This is a genomic window from Firmicutes bacterium HGW-Firmicutes-1, from assembly GCA_002841625.1.
Lineage (GTDB): Bacteria > Bacillota > Clostridia > Lachnospirales > Vallitaleaceae > HGW-1.
The window spans coordinates 140,581-165,663 of record PHAG01000002.1; the positions used below are offsets into that span (position 1 = coordinate 140,581).

Annotated in this window: 26 protein-coding genes; all 26 read left to right on the forward strand. The window is 33.2% G+C overall.

Features of this window, described 5'->3' with window-relative positions; translation table 11 throughout:
* Positions 1 to 3: 3 nt before the first annotated feature.
* The 26 genes from CVU84_02700 (at position 4) to CVU84_02825 (ending at position 25,023) form a co-directional block, all read left to right on the forward strand.
* Positions 4 to 1,086: a chemotaxis response regulator protein-glutamate methylesterase gene (locus CVU84_02700; protein PKM96110.1), complete on the forward strand. Its 1,083-nt coding sequence runs from the start codon at positions 4 to 6 to the stop codon at positions 1,084 to 1,086.
* A gap of 2 nt (positions 1,087 to 1,088) precedes the next feature.
* On the forward strand, positions 1,089 to 3,134 hold the full coding sequence (locus CVU84_02705) for a chemotaxis protein CheA (protein ID PKM95730.1): 2,046 nt from the start codon (positions 1,089 to 1,091) through the stop codon (positions 3,132 to 3,134).
* 12 nt (positions 3,135 to 3,146) lie between these two features.
* Positions 3,147 to 3,605, forward strand: coding sequence for a chemotaxis protein CheW (locus CVU84_02710; GenBank protein PKM95731.1), 459 nt, complete (start codon positions 3,147 to 3,149; stop codon positions 3,603 to 3,605).
* 23 nt (positions 3,606 to 3,628) lie between these two features.
* Positions 3,629 to 4,252 carry a CheY-P-specific phosphatase CheC gene (locus CVU84_02715; protein ID PKM95732.1) on the forward strand — a complete coding sequence of 208 codons (624 nt, stop codon included), beginning with the start codon at positions 3,629 to 3,631 and terminating at the stop codon, positions 4,250 to 4,252.
* A gap of 3 nt (positions 4,253 to 4,255) precedes the next feature.
* Positions 4,256 to 4,741: a chemotaxis protein CheD gene (locus CVU84_02720; protein ID PKM95733.1), complete on the forward strand. Its 486-nt coding sequence runs from the start codon at positions 4,256 to 4,258 to the stop codon at positions 4,739 to 4,741.
* Between the two features lie 15 nt (positions 4,742 to 4,756).
* Entirely contained in the window at positions 4,757 to 5,077 is a 321-nt protein-coding gene (locus CVU84_02725; GenBank protein ID PKM95734.1) for a hypothetical protein, read from the forward strand.
* A gap of 31 nt (positions 5,078 to 5,108) precedes the next feature.
* Positions 5,109 to 5,876, forward strand: a complete 768-nt coding sequence (locus CVU84_02730; protein PKM95735.1) for a FliA/WhiG family RNA polymerase sigma factor — start codon at positions 5,109 to 5,111, stop codon at positions 5,874 to 5,876.
* 15 nt (positions 5,877 to 5,891) lie between these two features.
* Entirely contained in the window at positions 5,892 to 7,508 is a 1,617-nt protein-coding gene (locus CVU84_02735) for a hypothetical protein (GenBank protein ID PKM95736.1), read from the forward strand.
* A gap of 25 nt (positions 7,509 to 7,533) precedes the next feature.
* On the forward strand, positions 7,534 to 7,848 hold the full coding sequence (locus tag CVU84_02740; GenBank protein PKM95737.1) for a hypothetical protein: 315 nt from the start codon (positions 7,534 to 7,536) through the stop codon (positions 7,846 to 7,848).
* 56 nt (positions 7,849 to 7,904) lie between these two features.
* Positions 7,905 to 8,414 (forward strand): hypothetical protein, encoded by a 510-nt coding sequence (locus tag CVU84_02745; protein PKM95738.1) that lies wholly within the window; start codon positions 7,905 to 7,907, stop codon positions 8,412 to 8,414.
* Positions 8,415 to 8,424: 10 nt separating this feature from the next.
* Positions 8,425 to 8,700: a hypothetical protein gene (locus tag CVU84_02750; GenBank protein ID PKM95739.1), complete on the forward strand. Its 276-nt coding sequence runs from the start codon at positions 8,425 to 8,427 to the stop codon at positions 8,698 to 8,700.
* A 178-nt stretch (positions 8,701 to 8,878) separates the two neighbouring features.
* Positions 8,879 to 9,661 (forward strand): 30S ribosomal protein S2, encoded by a 783-nt coding sequence (rpsB, locus tag CVU84_02755; GenBank protein ID PKM95740.1) that lies wholly within the window; start codon positions 8,879 to 8,881, stop codon positions 9,659 to 9,661.
* Positions 9,662 to 9,763: 102 nt separating this feature from the next.
* Positions 9,764 to 10,693 (forward strand): elongation factor Ts, encoded by a 930-nt coding sequence (locus tag CVU84_02760; GenBank protein PKM95741.1) that lies wholly within the window; start codon positions 9,764 to 9,766, stop codon positions 10,691 to 10,693.
* A gap of 124 nt (positions 10,694 to 10,817) precedes the next feature.
* Complete coding sequence (locus tag CVU84_02765) at positions 10,818 to 11,522, forward strand: UMP kinase (protein PKM95742.1); 705 nt, start codon at positions 10,818 to 10,820, stop codon at positions 11,520 to 11,522.
* A gap of 12 nt (positions 11,523 to 11,534) precedes the next feature.
* Complete coding sequence (locus tag CVU84_02770) at positions 11,535 to 12,089, forward strand: ribosome recycling factor (protein PKM95743.1); 555 nt, start codon at positions 11,535 to 11,537, stop codon at positions 12,087 to 12,089.
* 89 nt (positions 12,090 to 12,178) lie between these two features.
* Positions 12,179 to 12,916, forward strand: coding sequence for a di-trans,poly-cis-decaprenylcistransferase (locus CVU84_02775; protein PKM95744.1), 738 nt, complete (start codon positions 12,179 to 12,181; stop codon positions 12,914 to 12,916).
* A complete protein-coding gene (locus CVU84_02780; protein PKM95745.1) occupies positions 12,906 to 13,712 on the forward strand; it encodes a phosphatidate cytidylyltransferase in 807 nt (268 codons plus the stop codon). The genes CVU84_02775 and CVU84_02780 overlap by 11 nt, the downstream gene beginning before the upstream one ends.
* A gap of 16 nt (positions 13,713 to 13,728) precedes the next feature.
* Positions 13,729 to 14,868: a 1-deoxy-D-xylulose-5-phosphate reductoisomerase gene (locus tag CVU84_02785; protein ID PKM95746.1), complete on the forward strand. Its 1,140-nt coding sequence runs from the start codon at positions 13,729 to 13,731 to the stop codon at positions 14,866 to 14,868.
* A gap of 4 nt (positions 14,869 to 14,872) precedes the next feature.
* Positions 14,873 to 15,913, forward strand: a complete 1,041-nt coding sequence (gene rseP / locus CVU84_02790) for an RIP metalloprotease RseP (protein ID PKM95747.1) — start codon at positions 14,873 to 14,875, stop codon at positions 15,911 to 15,913.
* An 89-nt stretch (positions 15,914 to 16,002) separates the two neighbouring features.
* On the forward strand, positions 16,003 to 17,052 hold the full coding sequence (locus CVU84_02795) for a 4-hydroxy-3-methylbut-2-en-1-yl diphosphate synthase (protein ID PKM95748.1): 1,050 nt from the start codon (positions 16,003 to 16,005) through the stop codon (positions 17,050 to 17,052).
* Positions 17,053 to 17,061: 9 nt separating this feature from the next.
* The gene (locus tag CVU84_02800) at positions 17,062 to 21,417 is read left to right on the forward strand and encodes a PolC-type DNA polymerase III (GenBank protein PKM95749.1); all 4,356 of its coding nucleotides are present in this window, start codon (positions 17,062 to 17,064) and stop codon (positions 21,415 to 21,417) included.
* 107 nt (positions 21,418 to 21,524) lie between these two features.
* Positions 21,525 to 22,007, forward strand: a complete 483-nt coding sequence (locus CVU84_02805; protein ID PKM95750.1) for a ribonuclease HI — start codon at positions 21,525 to 21,527, stop codon at positions 22,005 to 22,007.
* Between the two features lie 24 nt (positions 22,008 to 22,031).
* Positions 22,032 to 22,406: a hypothetical protein gene (locus CVU84_02810; GenBank protein ID PKM95751.1), complete on the forward strand. Its 375-nt coding sequence runs from the start codon at positions 22,032 to 22,034 to the stop codon at positions 22,404 to 22,406.
* Between the two features lie 186 nt (positions 22,407 to 22,592).
* A complete protein-coding gene (locus CVU84_02815; protein PKM95752.1) occupies positions 22,593 to 23,423 on the forward strand; it encodes an amino acid ABC transporter in 831 nt (276 codons plus the stop codon).
* 200 nt (positions 23,424 to 23,623) lie between these two features.
* Positions 23,624 to 24,259: an ABC transporter permease gene (locus CVU84_02820; protein ID PKM95753.1), complete on the forward strand. Its 636-nt coding sequence runs from the start codon at positions 23,624 to 23,626 to the stop codon at positions 24,257 to 24,259.
* Positions 24,260 to 24,270: 11 nt separating this feature from the next.
* Complete coding sequence (locus tag CVU84_02825) at positions 24,271 to 25,023, forward strand: polar amino acid ABC transporter ATP-binding protein (protein PKM95754.1); 753 nt, start codon at positions 24,271 to 24,273, stop codon at positions 25,021 to 25,023.
* Positions 25,024 to 25,083 lie beyond the last annotated feature (60 nt).

Consider the following 25,083-nt stretch of genomic DNA (forward strand, 5'->3'; position numbering starts at 1 on the left):
TTTATGTCTAAAAAGAAAAAAGTTTTAATTGTTGATGACTCTGCATTTATGAGAAGGGTGATTTCTGATATAATTAATAGTGATGAAAGATGTGAAGTGATAGGTGTCGCGAAAAATGGCAAAGAAGGATTAGAATTAGCAAACCAACTTATGCCTGACGTAATTACACTTGATGTTCAAATGCCAATCATGAATGGACTGGAAATGCTTAAGCAACTCAATATAGAAAGACCTACGCCAGTTATTATGTTGAGCACTCTTATGAAAGAAGGCGGAAAAGAAACCATTGAAGCTTTAGAGCTTGGTGCCTATGATTTTGTAAGAAAGCCAGATAATATTTTCAAGATTAATTCAGATGATATTAAAGACGAATTAATTACGAAGGTTATAGAAGCTTCTGAATCAGGAAAAAAAATTATGTCACAATTTAGACCGTCTATTCAGAAAATCAATCTTGAGACAAAAAGTATTTTACCTAAGCAACTATCATCAAATACTAGTAAGGTGAAGAATCTTGTGGCTTTAGGGACTTCAACAGGTGGTCCAAGAGCATTACAATTTGTAATACCTTATTTACCCAAAAATATCAATGCTGCTATTGTAGTAGTACAACATATGCCTCCTGGTTTTACAAAGTCTTTATCCGAAAGATTGAATCAGTTAAGTCAAATAAGTGTTAAAGAAGCTGAGGATAAAGATATTATTGAAAATGGAAAAGCATATGTAGCTCCTGGAGATAGGCAACTTGAGATCAGAGAGGACAAGAGTGGAAATTTGGTGATTCACATCACTGATGACCCACCTAAAGGTGGACATAAGCCGGCGGTGAATGTCATGATGAATTCTGTAGCAGAAATATCAACAAGGAAACTGATTGGCGTTATTATGACAGGAATGGGATCAGATGGCATGGAAGGCATGCAAGAGGTTAAGAGCAGGCAAAAAATGCATATCATAGCACAAAATGAAGAAACATGCGTTGTATACGGAATGCCAAAATCTGTAGTAGAAAAAGGAATAGCTGATGAGGTGGTTCCTTTGGAAAAAATAGCTGAGTCAATTTTAAAACAATCGGGGGTGCTTTAAACATGGATATAAGTCAATATCTGGAAATATTCATCGAAGAATCAAAAGAGCATTTACAAGGCTTAAACACTTCACTGTTAGAATTAGAAAAAGGAACTGTAAGTAAGGATGTTATAAACGAAGTCTTTCGTTCAGCACATACATTAAAGGGTATGGCTGCAACTATGGGCTTTAAAGGCATGAATGTATTAACACATGATATGGAAAACGTTCTTTCAGAAATTAGAAATGATAATATGAAAGTGGATGCAAATTTATTAGACGTTTTATTTCAATGCTTGGATGCATTAGAACGCTTTGTTGATAGTATTATTGAAACAGGTAATGAAGGCCCAGATAACAACGAGAGTATTATCAAAAAGCTCAATGCAATTTTAAGCGGAAATAGTGAAGTTAAAGCTGGGGATGGTAAAGCTGAAGCTGATAAGCATGTTGTTAAAACGAAAGTGAAAGTAGATGTTGCTGCTGAAAAGGTGCACAAGTATGCAAATATTCCTTTTACTGATTTTGAGAAACATGCTTTTGTAAGTGCAAGTAAAGAAAACTATAATTGTTTTGGAATTACATTATATATTTCGGATTCTTGCGTTCTAAAATCAGCTAGAGCCTTCATTATTTTTAGAACCTTAGAAAATTTAGGCCAAATAATAAAAGCATATCCTTCAGTACAGGATATTGAGGATGAAAATTTTGAAAATGATTTTAGTGTTTTTATTGTTTCAAAAGAAGATCAAACAGAAGTACGTCGACAATTAATGACAATAGCAGAAGTTGAAGAAGTGCTTGTTGGAGACATAAATGTTGATGAATCAGTAGAGACTAAAACTGCAGTGGAAGATGATGACTCCAGTGATACACCACAAAAAGAAAGTGAACAGAGCAATCCAGGCAGTCAATCTAAGCCAAAAACCAATAGAACAGTTCGTGTTGATATCGAAAGATTAGATACACTTATGAATCTAGTGAGTGAGTTGATTATTATTAAAAATGGTTTAGAAACAGTAGAAAATACAAATCAAAATTTCACAGATCAAATAGAGTATTTAGAACGTATTACCACGAATTTACATGATGCGGTAATGAAAGTTCGAATGGTTCCAATTGAACGTGTATTCAATAGATTCCCTAGACTCATAAGAGACTTATCAAGACAACTTGAAAAAAACATGGAATTCCATATGTCTGGTGAAGATACTGAATTAGACAGAACAGTAATTGATGAAATTGGAGATCCATTGGTTCATTTAATTAGAAATTCAGCTGATCATGGTATTGAAATGCCTAGTGTGAGAGCACAAAATGGTAAAAATCCAATGGGTCAGGTATATTTAAAAGCATATCAAGATGGAAATAACGTTGTTATTGAAGTTGCAGATGATGGGAATGGAATTAATGTTGCTAAGGTGAAATCAAAGGCAATAGAAAGAGGCACAATTTCAGTAGAGCAAGGTGAAGTTATGTCTGAGCAAGAAATTATTGAACTATTATTTAGACCAAGCTTTAGCACTGCAGATGTTATCTCAGATGTTTCAGGTAGAGGTGTAGGTTTAGATGTTGTTAAAACAAAAATTGAAGCTCTTGGTGGTATTATTGAAGTTAAAAATGAATTAGGAAAAGGAAGTAAGTTTATCATCAGATTGCCATTAACACTAGCCATTATTCAGGCTTTGATGGTTAATATTGCAGATGAGAAATATGCTATTCCATTAAATACAATTCAAAACATTGAAAATGTAAATGTGGTTGATATTAAATTTATTCAAAATCAAGAGGTTATCAACCTCCGTGGACAAGTTATTCCAGTAGTACGACTATACGATATTTTAGACGTTAATAAAGAACCAGCTAATAAGGAGTTTATTACTGTTGTTATCGTTAATAAGGGTGATAAAAAAGCAGGTTTTGTTGTAGACTCATTAATCGGACAACAAGAGATTGTTATTAAAACATTAGGTAAATTCTTAACTAATATTAAGATGATCGCAGGCGCAACTATTTTAGGTGATGGTGATGTTGCACTGATACTTGATGTCAATACTTTAGTATAAGGAGGTAGACTAATGGAGATGAATGTGAAACAAACAAAAAACGAAGAAATAACACAGTATATAATAGTTAAAATTGGACGCGAGCAATACGGTATTAATATTAAATATATTCAAAACATTGTTCGTATACAAAACATTACTAGAGTTCCAAAAGCACCATATTATATTAAAGGTGTTATTAACTTAAGAGGTGAAATTATACCTGTTATGTCAATTAGATTAAAATTTGGATTAGAAGATGAAGAAGATACCTTCAATACTAGAATCATTATCGTTAAAATTTCAGGACAAGTAATTGGACTAATTGTTGACGAAGTTAAGGAAGTAACGGAAATTCCTGAAGAAGATATCCAAACAGTTGCTAGAGAAGCAAATGATGAAAGAGGAAACTATATTATTGGTGTAGGAAAAATTAAAAGTGAATTAGTGACTTTATTAAATCTTGAGGGTTTTATAAATGTCAGTAGTTAAACCATAATGAAAGAGGTGAATCCATGAGCGAAATGAATTTTGATAATATTGACAGTATCCAGTTAGATGTGTTACGTGAGATTGGCAATATTGGAGCAGGAAATGCAACAACAGCATTATCACAACTCATTAACAGAAGAATAGACATGGGAGTTCCTAAGGTCAATATTTCTGAATTTAATGAACTATCAGAAGTTCTTGGTGGAGCAGAAAATCAAATAGTGGGTATTTTATTAGCAGTAGAAGGCGAAATAAATGGGATGATGATGTTTGTTTTAGAAACAGCATCGGCGCATAATTTGATTAATATTTTAATGGAAAAAGATATAGACAATTTTGATGATTTTTCTGAAATGGATTTATCTGCTTTAAGTGAAATAGGAAACATTATTACAGGCGCATATCTCTCATCGTTGTCAACATTAACGAACTTGAGAATAGTTGCATCTGTTCCTTATATGGCAATTGATATGGCGGGGGCTATCCTCAGTGTACCTGCTATTGAATTTGGTAAGATTGGAGACAAGGCCCTTTTAATACAAACAGATTTTGGTGAAGGACAAGAAAGTGTTTTTGGATACTTCATTTTGATTCCTGACATGAAATCATATGAAACAATTTTGAATAGTCTAGGCATATGGGGTTAAGCTATGGATGAATTAATAAAAGTAGGGATGGCGGATCTTAACGTATGTATACCACCTAAAGGTTTAACAACCTTAGGATTAGGTTCCTGTGTCGGTATAATACTTTACGATCCAATTACAAAAGTGAGTGGATTAGCTCATATTATGTTACCGGATAGTACAAAAATAAAAAACAATAGTAATATAGCAAAATTCGCCGATACAGCAGTAGATAAAATGATTGAGGATATGTGCTTACTCGGTGCAAGAAAAAATAGACTTGTCGGCAAGCTTGCTGGTGGAGCTCAAATGTTTTCCTTTAATAGTACCAATGATTTAATGAGGGTCGGTGAAAGGAATATTATTGCCTCTAGAGAAAAGCTGCAAGCCCTGGGAATTCGTATTATATCAGAAGATTGTGGTAATAATTATGGTAGAACAATAGAATTCAACCCTGAATCGGGTGAGCTGTTAATAAAAACTATTGGGAAGCCCGTAAAAATAATATAATAGGAATGAGCTGATATGAAAAGAAAAATCATGAAAGTCATTATCGTACTCTTAGCGAGTATTATAGCTGTGGTATTGGGTTTCGTACAAAATTATTCACTTGAAAGATTATCCTACACAATGCTCGTGGTTGTGGTTTTGTTTTACATAATCGGGATAGTTATTCAAAGTATAATTGATAGGACTATAAAAAGTTCAGAAGCATTAAATTCTAAAGCTTTAAATGACTTAGAAGTGACACAGAAAATACCAGTTGTAAAAGAAGTTAATGATCAACCAATAGATCCTTTACAAAAGAACAATGTTGAGGAAGATGAGGAAGAAGGCTTTGAATAAGAAAATGATATAATTGAAAGCTGGTGACAATATGGATGAAGTGAGTAAAACAAAACTTTGGGAAAAATACAGTAAGACGAAAGATGTGACAATAAAAGAGCAATTAATTATTGAGTATGCTCAATTGGTAAAATTTGTTGCTGGTAGACTTAGCATGTATTTAGGAAGCAATGTGGAATTTGAGGACTTATGTGGTTATGGTATTTTTGGATTGATTGATGCAATTGATAAATTCGATTATGAAAAAGGTGTTAAATTTGAAACCTATGCATCGCTTCGGATTAGAGGCTCTATTTTAGATAACATAAGAAAAATGGATTGGATTCCAAGATCAATTAGAAAAAAACAAAAAGTAATGGATGTTGCAATTAGAAAATTAGAAATTGAGCATGGCAGAACTGCAACCGATGAAGAAATAAGTAATGAATTAGAAATTTCTACCGATGAATATTATAAGTGGATGAATCAAACCAAAGCATTGGCATTAACATCACTTGAAGAATATGTAGAACAGGGTGGAGAGACAAGGGTAGAACCTGTATCAAACTCTAGATATACGCAACCAGAAGAAATGGCTGAACGTGAAGCCCTTAAAAATCTATTATCAAATGCAATCGAAGGTCTATCCGAGAAAGAAAAAAAGGTTATTATATTATATTATTATGAAGAACTAACATTAAAGGAAATCAGTGCGATTATGGGTGTTTCAGAATCAAGAATCAGCCAATTACACACAAAATCTTTAAGTAAAATGAAAAGTACGCTAGGTACACATCTTAGCATTTTTATGACGAACTAATGGAGGTTTACATGGATGGACGGATATTTTGAAATAAAAGAAATGGAAGATGGCATGTATATAGAAGTGGTTTCACCTACAGAAGATGGAAATAAAGTTACTATTGGTGAGATCACTACCAAACTTCAAGAACGAAATATAGAATATAATATTACGTCTATAACGGATGCTCTAGAAAATATTGATCATCAACCGCTTTTTAAAATTTCCGAACTTTCTGAGTTGAAAGAGGAAGAGGTTGTTGAAGAGATAGTTGAAAAGAATTTTAATTTATACGTTTCAGATGATCAAATGAAGCTAATTGTTAAATTTTTCCCTACTAAAAATCACAATAAGGTTGAGCTTAATCTCCAAGCCATTTTAGAAGACGCAAGTAAAATGAAAATTAGTGTTCCAATTAATGATAAATTATTATTAGAATTAGCTGATGAAATTGAATTCCATAGGGATTATATCATTGCAGTTGGAATTACGCCTGTTCCTTCCAAGGAAGCAGAAATCCAATATCATTTTAAAACTGATAAGGATTTTAGACCAGAGGTTGATGAAGAAGGTAATGTCAATTATCATAAATTACATGTTATAGCGAATGTAAAAAAAGATCAAGTATTAGCTACGTTGATACCAAGCTTTGAAGGCATTTCTGGCATGAATGTGTTTGGTACTGAAATTAAACCAAATAAGCCAAAAGTTGTGAAACTGAAACGAGGAAAAAATGTAGGTATGAATAGTGACTTTACGGAACTTTTTTCAGAATCAGATGGTTTAGTTAAACTTGAAGACGACAAGGTTTCGGTTTATAATTCATACGACATTCCAGGAAACGTAGGAAGTTCTACAGGAGATGTAGAATTTCAAGGATCAATCGTAGTAAGTGGAAATGTAATGACAGGCTTTAAATTAGTTGCAACTGGTGATATAGAAGTGCTAGGTGTCGTGGAAGGAGCAATCGTAGAAGCAGGAGGCAATATTTTGCTGCACAGAGGTATACAAGGAATGAATCGTAGTAGGATTCAAGCCGGTGGAAATGTTATTGCAAGATATATAGAAAATGGAGAAGTAATTGCTGGAGGTATGGTTCACAGTGAAGCGATTCTTCATAGTCAAGTTTCAGCAAAGGAAGAGATCAAGGTTGAAGGGAAAAAAGGTATGATAACCGGAGGCACTGTTCGCTCTGGTACTGAAATATCTGCGAATATATTAGGTTCTCATATGGGCACCGCAACAAATATTGAGGTTGGAATCGATCCTCTCATTTGGGATGAATACAATGATCTCAATAAAGAATATCCTAAGCTTTTAAGTGATGCAGAAAAAATCGAACAAGTCATGGCGTTACTGAATAAACGTAAAGAAATTGATGGTGAACTTGATGAACAAAAAAAAGAAATGTATATTTCTGCTACTAGAAATAAAATTATTTTAAGTAATAAAATAAGTAAATCAGAAAAACGTATAGAGGAATTAAAGCACGAAGTTGAAAGAAGAAATGATGGCAAAATCAAAGTAAGAAATATTGTTTACCCAGGTGTTAGAATTACGATAGGAACAGCTAAATATTTTGTAAGAGACGAAATTAAATATGTCTTAATGCAAAAGGATGGCGCAGATGTCAAATTAAGTTCACTTTAGAGTGATTCTTAGAGGAGGGGTTCATATGTCAATCAGACCTTTAGATATGCAGGTTATGGTTCCAAAGCTACAAGAGGTTGCTCAAATGAAGCATATGGAGCAACAAAGAGCTGGCATTAATCAACATGACATTAACCATGCCCAAGATAAAAAAAATGAAAAGGCACATCAGTCTGTTGAAAAAACCTCTGAGGATAACTTACTTCAAAATAAAGCTGATGCAAAAGAAAAAGGTAACAATGAATACAATGCACAAGGTAAGAAAAAGAAGAAGGATAAAGAAGTTATTGAAGAAAAGACCAATAATGGTATGCGTAATAAAATAGACATTAAAATTTAACTATATTATTTTCTTTTTGTATTTTGTTTATTATAGGTTTTAAGGAGAATGTTAATATGAACTACGCGGGTATGACAATAACACTAGTTATATTAGGCTTTGGAGCAATATTATGGAGTTATTATAAAGACGATAAAAGCATGCCCAAAACTACAAAAAATGATGACAATGAAGATTACTATAACGAATATGGTGCTAGAATCGAAGAGCTAAATCATAAGATTCGTGAAATGAACGAGTACGGAGAATTTATGAAAAGCGAATTAGATAAAAAACACAAGGAACTATTGTTTTTATATCAAATGATCAATGAAAAATCAAAAGATATAAATGGGAATAGTGAAGTTTTTAATAGCGTTAAAGAAGAAATGAGGTTAGAGGTTACTAATAAAGAGCAATTTCAACCTCAAACAACAATGTTAGAACAAAAAACCGAACAATTAAAAACGAATCATAATCAAATGATTTTGGAGTTCTCAGAAAAGGGCTATAGCATAAAGGAAATTGCGCAAATGCTAGAAATTGGCCAAGGAGAAGTGAAGCTGGTATTAGATTTGTTTGAATGAGGTGTAAATAATGAAAAGAGATGATAGAGTATTAATAAGAGGTGTGGGCATTGGAGTAATTATTACTACATTGCTTTTTTATTGTGTATTTACATTTACAATACCAAAAGAAAATACATTATCTAACGAAGAAATTATCGAGAAAGCCAAAGATTTAGGAATGATATTTATATCCAACTTAGAAAACGATGAAGTTAATAAGGATAACCTAGATACGGATATTAATCTTGTCGACGATATTGACAGTGATGTTGATGGTGCGCCAGATGATAATATAGGTGAATGATATTTTATACTGATCCGAAAAGTTAGGAGCTAAATAATAAAAAGCTTGATATATGGAAACATATATGGTATACTTTCAATCGTGAAAAAGCACGAATTTGGATTTTTAGAAAGGTGCCTAAAGGTATTCTAAAAAGATGAAGAATTCGGAAGATAACTAACCAAACGGAGGAATTTTTATGAGCGTTATATCAATGAAGCAATTACTTGAAGCAGGTGTTCACTTTGGACATCAAACAAGAAGATGGAATCCAAAAATGGCGGAATACATCTACACAGAAAGAAACGGTATTTATATTATCGATTTACAAAAGACTGTTGGATTAGTAGATAAGGCTTACTATGCTATTAGATCTGCAATTGAAGATGGTGGAACTATTTTATTTGTTGGAACAAAAAAACAAGCTCAAGATGCAATTAAAACGGAAGCTGAACGTTGTGGAATGTACTATGTTAACCAAAGATGGTTAGGTGGTATGTTAACAAATTTCAAAACGATTCAAGGAAGAATAAAAAGATTAAAAGAATTAGAAACTATGCAAGAAGATGGTACTTTTGATGTTTTACCTAAAAAAGAAGTTATCAAACTTAAGGGTGAAATGGAAAAGCTTGAAAAGAATCTTGGTGGTATTAAAAATATGAAGGGTGTTCCTTCAGCAATGTTTATCGTAGACCCAAGAAAAGAAAGAATTGCTATCCAAGAAGCACATATATTAGGTATTCCAATTATTTCAATCGTTGATACAAACTGTGATCCAGAAGAAATAGATTATGTTATTCCGGGTAATGATGATGCAATTAGATCCGTTAAGCTTATCGTAGCAAAGATGGCTGATGCAGTAATCGAGGCTAATCAAGGCGCTCAAGACAATGAAGAAGAAAAAAAAGCTCCGATTAGAAGACAAGAAGTGAAACCAGAAGTAGTTAATAGCACAATAGAAGCAACACAACAAGTGCAATAATTCATTAAATGCTTCAACTAGTTGTTGAAGCATTTATTTTAGAAGAAAGTATGATAAAAATATCTTAGTGATTAAAAATACAGGTCCTATGGAGGGTTCAAAATGGCAATAACTGCAGGTATGGTAAAAGATTTAAGAGAAAGAACTGGAGCAGGTATGTTAGATTGTAAAAAAGCTTTAGAGCATACTGAAGGCAACATTGAAAAAGCAATCGAATATTTAAGAGAAAAAGGTTTATCACAAGCTGCTAAAAAAGCAAGTAGAATTGCGGCAGAAGGTTTAGTAGCTGTTAATTCAGATACAAGTGGAAAAATTGCTGCAATCGTTGAAGTGAATAGTGAAACTGACTTCGTTGCAAAAAATGATATCTTTAAAAGCTATGTTAAAGAAGTTGCTGATCAAGCAATGGCAACGAATTCTACTACAATTGAAGAATTTTTAGCAGAACAATGGATTTTAGATACGAGCAAAACAGTTACGGATGTATTGAATGAAAAAATTTCTCTTATTGGCGAAAAGCTTAATATCCGTAGATTTGATAAAATGAATGTAACCGATAATGGTATAGTAGAATCCTATATTCATGGTGGTGGAAGAATTGGTGTTATCATAGAATTTGTTACAGATGTTGTGAATGATAGCATTAAAGAATGTGCTAAAAACATTGCAATGCAAGTAGCTGCAATTGCACCAAAATATGTTAGCAGAACTGAAATTTCTGAAGAGTTTGTTGAAAAAGAAAGAGAAATATTAAAACAACAAGCAATCAATGAAAATCCTGATAAACCAGAAAGTATCATTGACAAGATGATGGTTGGTAGATTAAACAAACAGTTAAAAGAAATTTGTCTAGTAGATCAACAATACGTTAAAGATGGTGACTTTACTGTAGAACAATATGTTGCAAATGTTGCAAAAGCAAATGGTGCTAACTTATCAATTAAACGCTTTGTTCGTTTTGAAACAGGTGAAGGAATTGAAAAGAAAGAAGAAAACTTTGCAGAAGAAGTAGCAAGACAAATACAACAATAGTGTCTGAGTAACACATTATATAAAAAGCAACATTAATATGTTGCTTTTTTATCTACCAGCCGATTTTTTTTAGGACTAGAAAAATGAACCAAGGTATGGTAAATTATAAATTAGAGGTGTTTTTATGTCAAAATACAAGCGAATAATGCTCAAGCTTAGCGGAGAAGCCTTATCTGGAGATAAAGGTTATGGATTTGATGAAGCTACAGTACTTAAAGTTGCACATCAAGTAAAAAAAATCACTGAGAACGGAATTCAAGTTGGAATTGTTATTGGTGGTGGAAATTTTTGGCGTGGTAGAAGCAATGAAAAGATGGATCGAAGTAGAGCAGATCAAATTGGAATGCTTGCTACTGTCATGAATTGTCTATATGTAGCAGAAATATTTAGAACAATTGGAATGATAGCTGCAGTACAAACACCTTTTAAAATGGGCAATATGACAGAAGAGTTTTCCAAAGAGAGTGCACAAAAACGCATGAACAATTCTGAAGTTGTTTTTTTCGCTGGAGGAACTGGGCATCCGTTTTTTTCAACTGATACAGCTGTTGCTTTAAGAGCTCTGGAAGTTGAAGCAGATGTTATTTTACTTGCTAAAAACATTGATGGTGTTTATGACTTGGATCCAAAGGAACACAAGCATGCACAAAAATTTGATAAAATATCACTAAATGAGGTAATACAAAAAAAGCTAAAGGTTATGGATTTAACAGCTGCAATCATGTGTCTAGAAAATAACATGCCTATGCTTGTATTTTATTTAGGTGAAGAGGATAGTTTGTTGAATGCAGTGGATGACAATATTTCCGGTACATTTGTATATATCTAGGAGGAGAAGAATATGAAGAAAGAATTAGAAATCTATAAAGTTAAGATGGAAAAAACTGTATTATCTTTAGAATCAGAATACAATACACTTCGAGCAGGCAGAGCCAATCCTCATATATTAGACAAGCTAATGGTAGATTATTATGGTCAACCAACGCCAGTACAGCAAGTTGGAAACATAAGTATTCCTGAACCAAGATTAATGCAAGTTCAACCATGGGATAAGGGCTTATTGAAAAGTATTGAAAAAGCAATTTTAATGTCTGATATTGGTATCAATCCGACAAACGATGGAATTTCAATTCGTCTAGTATTTCCAGAGCTTACAGAAGAGCGAAGGAAAGACCTAACAAAAGACGTTAAGAAAAAGGGTGAAGAATCGAAGGTTGCTATTAGAAATATTAGAAGAGATGGTATGGATCATTTTAAAAAGCTTGAAAAGAGTCATGAGCTTTCAGAAGATGATTTAAAGACCTTAGAAGAAGATCTTCAAAAGTTGACAGATAATTTCATTAAAGATATTGATAAGCATGTTGAAGAAAAAATCAAAGATATTTTAACTGTATAGCTGAAATTGAAGAAAGATGTTACCCTCGCTTTAGCGGGGGTAACATTATTAAAGTAAAAATCGAATGGCTCTTAAGGAGGATAAATCTTATGGGGCAAAGGGTAAGCTTAAAAGATTGCGTAATTCCTAAACATATTGCATTCATAATGGATGGAAATGGAAGATGGGCAAAGGAACGAGGAAAAAAAAGAACCTGGGGTCATAAAGAAGGTAGTAATGTTCTCAAAAAAATTTGTAGAGATGCATATCAACTTGGAGTTGAATATGTGACTGTTTATGCCTTTTCAACAGAAAATTGGCAAAGACCTGAAGAGGAAGTCGATTTTTTAATGGATTTATTAAGGCAATATTTAAAGGAAAGCGTGAAAACATGTAAAAAAGACAATATGCGTGTGAGGGTCATTGGAAATAAAGAAGGATTGCCCTTAGATGTTCAAGATACAATAAAGGAGTTGGAGCTGGAATCTTCGGGATATACAGGTCTTAACTTACAAATAGCTCTTAATTATGGTGGAAGAGATGAAATACTTAGAGCAATCAAAAACATGTCTATAGATTTGAATCAAAATCAGCTTTCGATAAATGACTTAGATGAAGAACGGTTCTCGAGCTATCTTGATACAAAGGAAATACCCGATCCAGACTTGATGATTAGAACAAGTGGAGAAATTCGCCTGAGTAATTTCTTGTTATGGCAGCTTGCTTACAGTGAATTTTATTTTACACAGAAGTATTGGCCAGACTTCAAAAAAGAAGACTTAGTAGAGGCAATACAAATATATAATAAAAAAGAGCGTCGTTATGGAGGTTTAATAGATGAAGACTAGAGTCATTACTGGAGTTTTAGCACTTCCGTTTCTTATTGCACCTATTTATTTTGGAGGGATCATTTTATATGTAATGATTTTTTTACTCAGTGTAATTGGCACTTATGAATTGTTGAGAGCTTACAAAGTGACGAATAGAGGCATTTACGGGATTGCGCTTATAACTACATTAAGCTATTATTTGTTGCTGTGGTTTAAGGGTAATGATTATTTATATTTGTTTATTACTTCCTTCCTATTAATTTTGCTCGTTTATTATGTAATTGCATTTCCAAAATTAAATTTTGAAGCTATAACCGTTGCCTTTGTAGCATTTTTTTACATTACATATCTTATTTCTCATGTTATATGGATACGTGAGTCAAAAGACTATGGTTTTGCACTTGTTTGGCTAGTATTTCTAATAGGTTTCGGTAGTGATACTTTTGCATACTTTAGTGGTAGGTTATTTGGTAAGCATAAACTTGCAAAGGTATTAAGTCCTAAGAAAACAATTGAGGGTTCCATTGGCGGAATTTTTGGAGCCATGTTACTTTGCTTCATATATGGTTTATTTATGTACAAAACTGGGACATTTGAAGATTTCTCAAAATTAAAGTTTCTTATACTCATGGGTGGAGCTGGTTCTATTTTGTCCCAGGTTGGTGATTTAGTAGCTTCAGCTATCAAAAGACAAACTGGAATTAAAGATTTTGGAAAGTTGTTACCTGGCCATGGAGGTATATTAGATAGATTTGATAGTAATTTTTTTACTGCTCCGTTTGTATACTTCATTATGACCATATTTATGAGTTAAATAAAAGGAATAACATATGAAAAAAATATCAATACTGGGATCAACAGGTTCTATTGGCATGCAGACTTTAGAAATTGTTGATGAAAATGAAGATATTCAAGTTTATGGATTAACAACAAATACGAATATTGAAAGATTATACCAGCAAATTCAAAAGTTTAAGCCCAAAGTTGTAGCTGTTATGGACGAAAAAAAAGCAATGATGCTAAAATCAATGGTTCATAGCGAGGTCACCGTACTACAAGGAATTGAAGGACTTATTGAAGTTGCAACTCTTTCAGAAATTGATACGGTAGTTACTGCAGTTGTTGGTATGATTGGCCTAAGACCTACGATTGAAGCAATAAAGGCTTCAAAAAACATTGCACTAGCGAATAAAGAAACCTTGGTAACGGCAGGCTCTATTATTATGGAGCTTGCAAAAAAGCACAATGTATCTATACTCCCTGTTGATAGTGAGCATTCAGCAATATTTCAAGCTTTAAAGGGAGAGAATGCGAAGGAAATAGAAAATATTTGGTTAACTGCATCTGGTGGACCTTTTAGAGGGTTGAAAACGAAAGAGCTTGAAGGCATTACTTTGGAGCAAGCATTAAAGCATCCGAATTGGTCAATGGGACACAAAATTACCATCGATTCAGCCACTTTGATGAACAAAGGATTAGAGGTAATAGAAGCCAAATGGTTATTTGACGTATCAGCTGATCAAATTAAAGTTGTTGTACACCCACAGAGTATTATTCATTCAATGGTAGAATTTTGTGATGGTTCAGTTATAGGTCAATTAGGATTGCCAGATATGAAACTTCCAATTCAATATGCATTATATTACCCTAACAGACACCAAAACAGCTTTAAGAGACTAAACTTAGCTCAAATTGGGAAACTTACTTTTGAAGAGCCGGACAGAGTAACTTTTCCTTGTCTTCAACTAGCTTTCGATGCAATGAATATTGGAGGTAGTATGCCAACAGTATTGAATGCTGCAAATGAACTCGTAGTTAGTAAGTTTTTAAACAAAGAAATTGGATTTATAGAGATACCTAAGATTATAGACTTTTGTATGTCAAAACATGATATAATTAATGAGATAACATTAGATAAAATACTTGAGGTTCAAAAATGGACCTATGAATTAATCGAGAGTAGGTGGTAAAAAGATGAATAGTATAATTTCAATTTTAGTTGCGATATTAATATTTGGATTAATTGTTTTAGTACATGAATTCGGTCATTTCTTTTTTGCTAGAAGAAATGGTATTACTGTAGAAGAATTTGCTATCGGAATGGGACCAAAGATTGTAGGTAAAAAGTTAGGGGATACTCTTTTTTCAATTAGAGCATTGCCTTTCGGAGGATTTTGCAGATTACTAGGTGAAGATGAATTGGTAGAAGATGTAAATGCTTACTCATCTAAATCTGTTTGGGCAAAGATACAGGTAGTAATTGGTGGGCCATTGTTTAATATGTTACTTGCGTTTGTTTTTGCAATTGTTTTTTTATTGATTAGTGGTAGAGTTTTAACACCAGTTATATCTGAAGTAAGTGAAGGTTCACCTGCACAAGCTGCTGGTCTTCAAATTGGAGATAAATTAGTAGCAATCAATGATAAAAATATTGTAGCATATAATGAAGTGCAAATATATATTAATGAAAACAAAGGTCAAGCCATTGAACTAACCTATAAAAGAAACGGAGAAAAAATAGATACTGTCATAACACCAAAACTTGATAAAGATAATCTTTATCGAATCGGGGTTAGTCCTACTGCTGTAAGTATGAGTAATCCATTAAATGTTGTTAAGTATGCTTTAATTGAAATTGTTTTTTGGGTTAAAATGGTTTTTTATGGATTTGGTATGTTGTTTTCAGGTGCTATTTCAGCAAATGAAGTTGCAGGTCCGGTTGGTATTGTAACTGTAGTAAGTGAAGGTTATAAATCAAGTATTGAAATGGGGCTACTATCGGTAATACAGACGATTTCATTTTTTATTATTTTACTTAGTGCAAATCTTGGAATAATGAACTTATTGCCTATTCCAGCCTTAGATGGTGGAAGATTGGTGTTTTTAATTATTGAGGCGATAAGACGTAAACCAATGAATGAAGAAAAAGAAGGAAAAATTCATTTTATTGGATATGTACTATTGATGTTACTTATGGTAGTTGTATTATTTAATGATGTCAGGAAGCTTTTTTAAGATCTAGAAATCATTCTTATCAACAAGAAAACCTTAAATAAGGTTTTCTTGTTATATAACACGAGAATCCTATATAAGGAGGTACATACATGTATAGAGAAACTACAAAAGCAATTCATATTGGTGACGCTGTGATTGGAAATGGCAATCAGATTTTGATTCAATCTATGACCAATACAAAAACAGAAGATGTTAAGAGCACCGTACAACAAATAAAAAAGCTTGAAGAAGTAGGGTGTCATATTATTCGTGTAGCTGTACCTACAAAAGAAGCTGCATTAGCAATAAAGGAAATTAAAAGACAAATCAGTATCCCTATTGTAGCCGACATACACTTTGATTATAAGCTAGCATTGTTATCAATTGAAAATGGTGCTGATAAGATTAGAATAAATCCCGGCAATATTGGAACTAGGGACAAGCTAAAAGCAGTTGTTGAAGCTTGCAAGGTTAGAAATATTCCAATAAGAGTTGGCGTAAATAGTGGTTCCTTAGAGAAAAGTATTCTCGAAAAATTTGGCAAACCAACAGCAGAGGCACTCGTAGAAAGTGCGATTTTTAACGTAGAGCTTATTCAACAATTTGAGTATGATAATTTAGTCGTATCCATCAAATCCTCCGACGTACTTCAATCCATAGAAGCGTATGAATTAGCAGCTAAAAAAATGATATACCCACTTCATATTGGTATCACTGAAGCAGGGACACTTTTTTCTGGCACGATAAAGTCTTCAGTTGGTCTAGGTATCATACTAGCCAAAGGAATTGGAGATACACTTAGAGTATCCTTAACAGGCGATCCTATTGAAGAAATAAGAGTAGGCCAAAAGGTTTTACAGGCACTTGATTTATATCCTAAGGGTGTAGAAATTATTTCATGCCCTACCTGTGGTAGAACTCAAATAGAATTAATTAAGCTTGCCAATGAAGTTGAAAAAAGATGTGAACATATGAATAAGCAAATCAAGGTAGCTATAATGGGTTGTGCTGTGAACGGACCAGGAGAGGCAAGAGAAGCAGATATTGGAATTGCGGGTGGTCAAGGAGTTGGACTCATTTTTAAAAAAGGTGAAGTATTTAAAAAGGTTGAAGAAGGTAATCTAATTGAAGCATTAATTGAAGAAATCAATAAACTGTAGGTGATTAAATTGACTAAAAATTTTAAGGATGTCTTTCCTAAAATTAAATTAGGTGAACCATTAAGCAATTATTTTAACGAGTGCCTTGTTGAAAATATTTTTCTCAACAAAAAAACGAATCAATTATTTGTTAACATAACCTTAACACAAGTCATATTCCCACAATTTATCGAAAAGCTTGCTGAGATTATAAAAATTCATTTAAATGTAAGTGATTCATTTCAGGTTATCGTAAAAGAAAGGTTTGTACTTACTACGGTATTGTCCTTTCAACAGATTTATGGGCTATACAAAGGTGCTGTGCATAGTCAAATTATGAGCATCAACCCTGTATGTGGAGTCAAGCTTGCAAATAGTGAATATGTAATTAAAAATAATACAGTAATCTATGAATTTAGCGAACAGCTATATGATTATTTCAAAAGATATGACATTGCTGATAAAATTAGATCTATTTTTAGTGAAAAATTTGATTTAGATATTATAGTTGAATTAAATAAAAAAGAAGGTATGGAGTTAGTTGAGAAGTTCATGGAAAGACATGATATTGAACAAAAAATGCTCCTACAAGAATTGAATATAGATACGATGAATAGTGCCTCCAAGTCATTACCCAAAAAGACAATTAAAAAGGTGGATAAAGAAAATCTCGATCTAGATAAAATTTTAATTGGTAAAAAAGGTATTTCAGGAGAACTGACATATATTAAATCCTTTAGTGAGGAAACAAATGAAGTAATCTTAGAAGGCTTTGTTATCAATTATGAGGAAAGAGATATTAAGGGTGATAAAAAGCTTGTTATCTTTGATCTAACAGACTATTCTGCCTCAGTAACCTGCAAATCATTTTTAAAAATGGATCTATATGAGGAGCAAACAGCAGGAAAGTTAAATAAAGGAATGTTTGTAAGACTATCAGGTAGGCTACAATACGATGAGTTTCAAAAAGAAAACATTGTTATGGTAAATGGACTTGAGTTAATAGAGGATTTCAGGAAGCAAAGAAAAGACCTAGCCACTCAGAAGAGGGTAGAACTTCACTTGCATACGCAAATGAGTGATATGGATGCAGTGGTTAGTGCTAAAGATGTGGTAAAGCAAGCTATAAAATGGGGACATACCGCAGTAGCGATTACGGATCATGGGGTTGTACAAGCTTTTCCAGAAGCCTTTCATGCAGCAGAAAGAAGTGATTTGAAGATTATTTATGGAGTAGAAGCTTATATAGTAGATGATGAAAAACCAACTGTGAAAAATTCAAAGGGTCAAAACTTTGATGAAACTTACGTTGTTTTTGACTTGGAAACCACAGGCTTTTATCCTGGTACAGATAAGATCACTGAAATCGGTGCTGTAAAGGTGAAAAACAGAACGATTATTGAAAGGTATAGTAGCTTTGTTAATCCACAAAGAGGGATACCTCTAAAAGTGCAACAATTAACTGGAATTACGCCTGAAATGGTACAAGATGCACCATTCATAGAAGAAGTGTTAAAGGAATTTCTAGCGTTTGTAGGTGATGAGATTTTAGTTGCACATAATGCGGATTTTGATCTGAGTTTTATTAAATATTTTGCAAATAAACAAAATATTGAGGTTTTAAATACGAGTGTAGATACCTTAGAGCTTGCACGAACCTTATTCCCGGATTTGAAAAATCATAAATTAAATACTCTAGCAAGTGAGTTTAATATACAACTAGTAGGACATCATAGAGCGGTGAATGATGCTGAGGCAACAGCGGGAATATTTGTTTATTTAACGAACCACTTAGATAATATCAACATACATAATTTAGAACAATTTATTAATTATGAAGCAACGCATTTTAAGAACAATAAAAAATTACGTTCTAATCATGCAATCATGCTGGCACAAAATCTTGTGGGACTTAGGAACCTATATGAATTAATTTCTATTTCTCATATCAATTATTATTTTAAACAACCAAGAATACCCAAAAGTGTATTTAGAAAATATAGAGAAGGAATACTGATAGGGTCAGCTTGTGAAGCTGGAGAAATATATAAGGCTGTGCGCGATCATAAGGATCATGAAGAAATCGATAGGTTAGCTCGTTTTTATGATTATTTTGAGATTCAACCACTTGCCAACAATGAATTTTTAATTAGGGATAATGTTGTTCAAAGCAAACAGCAACTTATAGAAATTAATAAAAGAATTGTTGAGCTGTCTAAGGAATATGGCAAGTTAACCGTGGCTACTTGTGATGTGCATTTTATGAATCCTGAAGATGAGATTTATAGAAGAATACTTATGGCAGGAAAAGGCTTTGCAGATGCAGATCAACAAGCACCACTATATTATAGAACAACGGAAGAGATGCTTGCAGAATTTTATTACCTAGGAGAAAAGGAAGCTTTCGAAGTAGTTGTTGAAAATACAAATAAGATAGCTGATCTCATTGAAAAAATCAATCCAGTACCTCCAGAGAAATACCCGCCAAAGATTGATGGTTCTGATGAAGAGCTTAAAAGGATATGTTATGAAAAGGCAAAGTCTATGTATGGCGAAAACTTGCCCTTCATTGTGTCGGAACGATTAGAAAGAGAGTTACATTCCATTATTACAAATGGGTTTGCAGTTATGTATATCATTGCGCAAAAGCTTGTATGGAAGTCTAATGAGGACGGATATTTAGTAGGCTCTAGAGGATCAGTTGGGTCTTCTTTTGCTGCAACTATGGCAGGGATTACTGAGGTGAATCCTCTTTCTGCCCATTATTTGTGTGTAAAATGTAAGTATGTTGATTTTGATTCAGAAGAAGTGAAAAAACATGCAGGTAATTCTGGATGTGATTTACCAGATAGCAAGTGTCCTGTGTGTGGGGAAGTGCTTGCCAAGGAAGGCCACGATATTCCTTTTGAAACCTTCTTAGGTTTTGAAGGAGATAAAGAACCGGATATTGACTTGAATTTTTCTGGAGAATATCAAAGTAAAGCCCATGAATTTACTGAAGCACTATTTGGTTCAGGACATGTGTTTAGAGCGGGTACGATAGGAACACTAGCTGAGAAAACAGCCTTTGGTTTTGTGAAAAAGTATTATGACGAGCGAAATATTGAAGTAAATAAGGCTGAAATAAATAGATTAGTGGAAGGCTGTACTGGTGTTAGAAGAACAACAGGACAGCATCCAGGTGGGATTATCGTTGTTCCTAAGGAGCAAGAAATATATAAATTTACACCGGTACAAAGACCAGCAAATGATATGACTTCTACAATTACTACAACTCATTTTGATTATCACTCCATTGACCATAATCTATTGAAGCTAGATATATTAGGTCATGACGATCCAACAATTATCAAAATGTTAGAAGATATCACTGGAGTTGATGCTAGAACAATACCACTTGATGAGCCTAAGGTTATGTCCTTGTTCAACTCAACAGAAGCACTAGGCATTACACCCAATAGAATTGGCGGATGTACATTAGGTTGTTTAGGGGTACCTGAATTTGGTACAGATTTCGTTATGCAGATGCTAATAGATACCAAACCTAAGTCTTTTTCTGACTTAGCAAGAATATCCGGATTATCTCATGGTACAGATGTATGGTTAAACAATGCCCATGATATCATTAAGGAAGGGAAAGCGAATATATCAGAGGTTATTTCAACAAGAGATGATATCATGACCTATTTAATCAATCAAGGTGTTGAAAAGGGGTTATCCTTTACGATCATGGAAAGTGTTCGAAGAGGTAAAGGATTAAAGGAAGAATGGATTGAAACCATGAAAGAAAATGGAGTTCCGGATTGGTACATTTGGTCTTGTAATCAAATTAAATATATGTTCCCAAAAGCACATGCCGTTGCATACGTTATGATGGCTTATAGAATTGCCTACTTTAAGGTATATTATCCAATTGCATATTACACAGCATTTTATAGTATCAGGGCTTCCAATTTTGATTATGAAATGATGTGTAGAGGTAAGGAACAATTAGAAGAGCATTTAAAGGATTTAAAAGATAGAGATAACCTGCCAGATCAAGCACTCAATAAGTTAACTAAAAAAGAAAAAGATATGATTAAGGATATGAGAATTGTACAAGAAATGTATGCAAGAGGAATTGACTTCATGCCTATAGATTTATACAAAGTAGATGCTACAAGGTTTCAAATATTCTCTGGTAGAATTATGCCTTCCTTAAGTGCAATCGAAGGTCTTGGTGACAAGGCAGCAATAAATATTATCGAAGCAAGAAAAGATGGTGCTTTCGTATCGGTAGAAGACTTAAGAGAACGAACAAAGTTAACAAAAACAGTACTTGAAGTTATGAAACAGAATGGTATTCTTGAGGGCATGTCAGATACGAATCAAATGAGTCTGTTTTAGTATTGCAAATTCTTTACTTTGAAGTTTATCTAGGTTAAACTATACATAAGTTGAATGTTCTTAAAATGAAAAAATGAAAAGTATACTATATAAAGGGGTTAAATACCATGCAAAAAGTAGATTTGTTTACAGATGGCGCATGTAGAGGAAATCCAGGCCCAGGAGGCTATGGTGTTGTCTTAGAGTATTTAGACAATAGTGGTGAAAAATATAGGAAAGAATTAAGTGAAGGCTATATAAATACCACGAACAATCGAATGGAGCTTATGGCGGTTCTAAAAGGTCTAGGGGCATTTTCAAAGCCTTGTGAGATTAAAATATATACGGACTCACAGTATATTGTAAATGCGTTTAATCAAGGCTGGCTAAATAGTTGGATCTTAAATAACTGGAAAAGAGGAAAAAAGAAAGAGCCAGTTAAAAATGAAGATTTATGGAAACAAATCATTGAGAAATTAAATGGTCATAAAGTAGAATGGATATGGGTTAAAGGACATAATGGACATCCACAAAATGAGCGCTGTGATGTATTGGCTACGATTGCAGCAGATGGTGAAAACCTGATAGATGATATTGGATTTGAAGCATAATAAATATTCGGGAGGTAATAAAAAATGAGAAACAATGGGTTTATGGTTAGAAAAAGCGGTGTAAAGGATGGGAATTATTATATTGATTTTGAAGGAGAATATATCCCGGAAAATATTAAGAAGTTGACTGGAATAGATTCTATTACGGATATTTATAAAAACAACAAAGGTGAGTATGATGAAGAGCATGATGTTTATTACTTCCCTTCAGTAGATAATGCAGAGAATGCAATCAACGATTTGGTAAAACTCTTAAGAAAATCAGATCATGTTAGAAAAGTAGAATTAACTGAAAGTGAAATTGAATATATCCGCAGGGCACTTATCAATGAGGATTCAAATGTTATTTTTACAAAGAATAAAATCCGAGAATCCATTTTTGACAAGTTGAATAGATAAAACGATCATAATGGCAAAGTAGTATTATAAAGATGTTAGTTGATTTACTTTGGAAATATAAGAAATCATCACTTTCTTGATGCATCGCTTTAATGCATAAATGACAGAAAGTCAATTATAACTTGCATTTTAGCCGGTTTTAGTGTAAAATAGCCCCATAATAAAACCATTAGAAGGAGAATAATAATGAGAAAAATACTAGCACTTATATTAGCAATGGCTCTTGTTTTTTCTTTGTCTGCATGTTCCAAAGACGCAGAAAAAGATGATGTAGCAGAAAATGACACAGTAGCAGAGGATACAGTGAAAAGCAACGTTCTTAGAGTAGGGGTAGATGATACATATCCACCGATGGAATTCAGAAATGAAAGCAATGAACTGATTGGTTTTGATGTTGATTTTGCAAAAGCTTTAGCCACTGAGTTAGGGATGGAAATTGAATTTGTACCGATTGCTTGGGACGGAATATTTTTAGGACTTGGTGCAGACAAATATGATTGTATTATATCATCGACTAGTATTACAACTGAGAGAATGGAAAATTATGGATTTTCAAAACCATATTTATCAAATGGACAAGTAATTGTAGTTACACCTGGTAACGAAACGATAAAATCCACAGAGGATTTAGCAGGAAAAAACGTTGGTGTTCAAATCGAAACTACTGCTGATATTGCAGCTGAAAAGCAAAACGCTTTAACTCCATTTGAGCTTACTAAGTATGATACAATTATGGATACATTTTTAGATTTAGAAGCTGGTAGATTAGATTGTGTTGTAGTTGATTATGCTGTAGCTCTTGAATATGCAACACAAAATCCAGAAGGTTATTTAATTACTACTGCACAATTAACGAACGAGCCTATAGCAGTTTGTATGAATAAAGAAGATACAGAATTAATAGAAAAAGTAAATACAGGAATTACTTCACTGCAAGAAGCTGGAAAAATGAAGGAATTATCCAATACCTGGTTTGGGGATGATTATACTTCCAATATTGATGAAGAATTAAGATAGTTTTATATCTCGCTTACATTAAAACATTAATGTAAGCGAGCTTTAGTTCTTTTGGTGTATTTATGTGAAATCATTTAATAAAGCTTATATTGTATAAATAAAATGCTTATAGAGTTTTATTAAGGGATTATCATTTGGAGAGTCGTTAATATATAAAGCAGCCCATGTATTACTATAATCTAAAAGGGGAAATGTGATAAATGACTAAAATACAAGCATTGGAGTTATTTAAAGGATCTATAACCACAATTGAACTTACTATTCTAGCAGTAGTAATTGGTTTGTTTTTTGGTATGTTTTTAGCTCTGGGAAGAATTTCTAGAAATAAAATAATGAATGGAATTTGTTGGATATATATTTGGATTTTTAGAGGAACACCTTTACTACTACAAATTTATGTCATATATTTTGCCCTTCCAAGTATTGGCATTAAATTTGATGCTTTTCCTGCCGCTATTGTTGCTTTAAGTCTTAATTCAGCAGCCTACCTAGCTGAAATTATCAGAGCGGCGATTCAGTCAATAGATAAAGGACAAATGGAAGCCTCAAAAGCGTTAGGAATGAGTTACTATCAAGCTATGTTTAAAATAATCATTCCTCAATCGTATAGGAGATTGATTCCACCAGTAGGAAACGAAGCGATTATGCTATTAAAAGATTCTTCATTAGTATCCGTAATGGGTATGACAGAATTACTTCGTAGTTCAAAGCTTATGGCAAATGCGAGCCGTGAAATGTATTTCTATTTCATTGCTGGTGCTATTTATCTTTTCTTTACTACAATATTTACTATAATCTTCCAAAAACTAGAACAGAAATATTCTGTTTATGAATAGAGGTGTCTACTATGATGATAGAATATAAAAATATATATAAATCCTTTGGTAAGCTAGAGGTATTAAAGGGAATAGATTTGAGTATAGATACTAGCGAAGTTGTCTGCGTAATTGGACCAAGTGGTTCTGGAAAAAGTACCCTTCTAAGGTGTTTGAATCATCTTGAACGTATTACGACAGGTGAAATATATGTAGATGGTGAATTGATTGATTCAAATGATGGTCATGTTCAATTAAAGTTACCACATAAAAAAATGGCCGAGGTGTGTTCTGAGTTAGGAATGGTTTTTCAAAGATTTAATTTATTTCCACATTTAACAGTGCTTGAAAATGTTATGTGTGCCCCCATACATGTGAAAAAAGAGTCAAAGAAGGAAGTAAAAGAATATGCCCTTCAACTTTTGGAAATGGTAGGGTTATCAGCTAAAATGGATGAGTATCCATCAAGACTATCAGGTGGTCAGCAACAAAGAGTAGCAATTGCAAGAGCACTAGCAATGAAGCCTAAAATTATGTTATTTGATGAGCCTACCTCAGCCCTTGATCCAGAACTTGTTGGTGAGGTTTTAGAAGTAATGAAGAAGCTTGCAGCAGATGGAATGACAATGATCGTTGTTACACATGAAATGGGTTTTGCTCAAGAAGTGGGAACGAGATTGATTTTCATGGATGATGGTGTTATTATTGAAGATACTAAGCCTAAGGAATTTTTTGAGAATCCAAAAAGTGAGCGTGCTAGAGCTTTTCTTAGGAAGATACTTTAAATAATTTTGTAATTATTGTATGTTAATTGGGAAAATGGTATAATGTTACTCAAACAAATG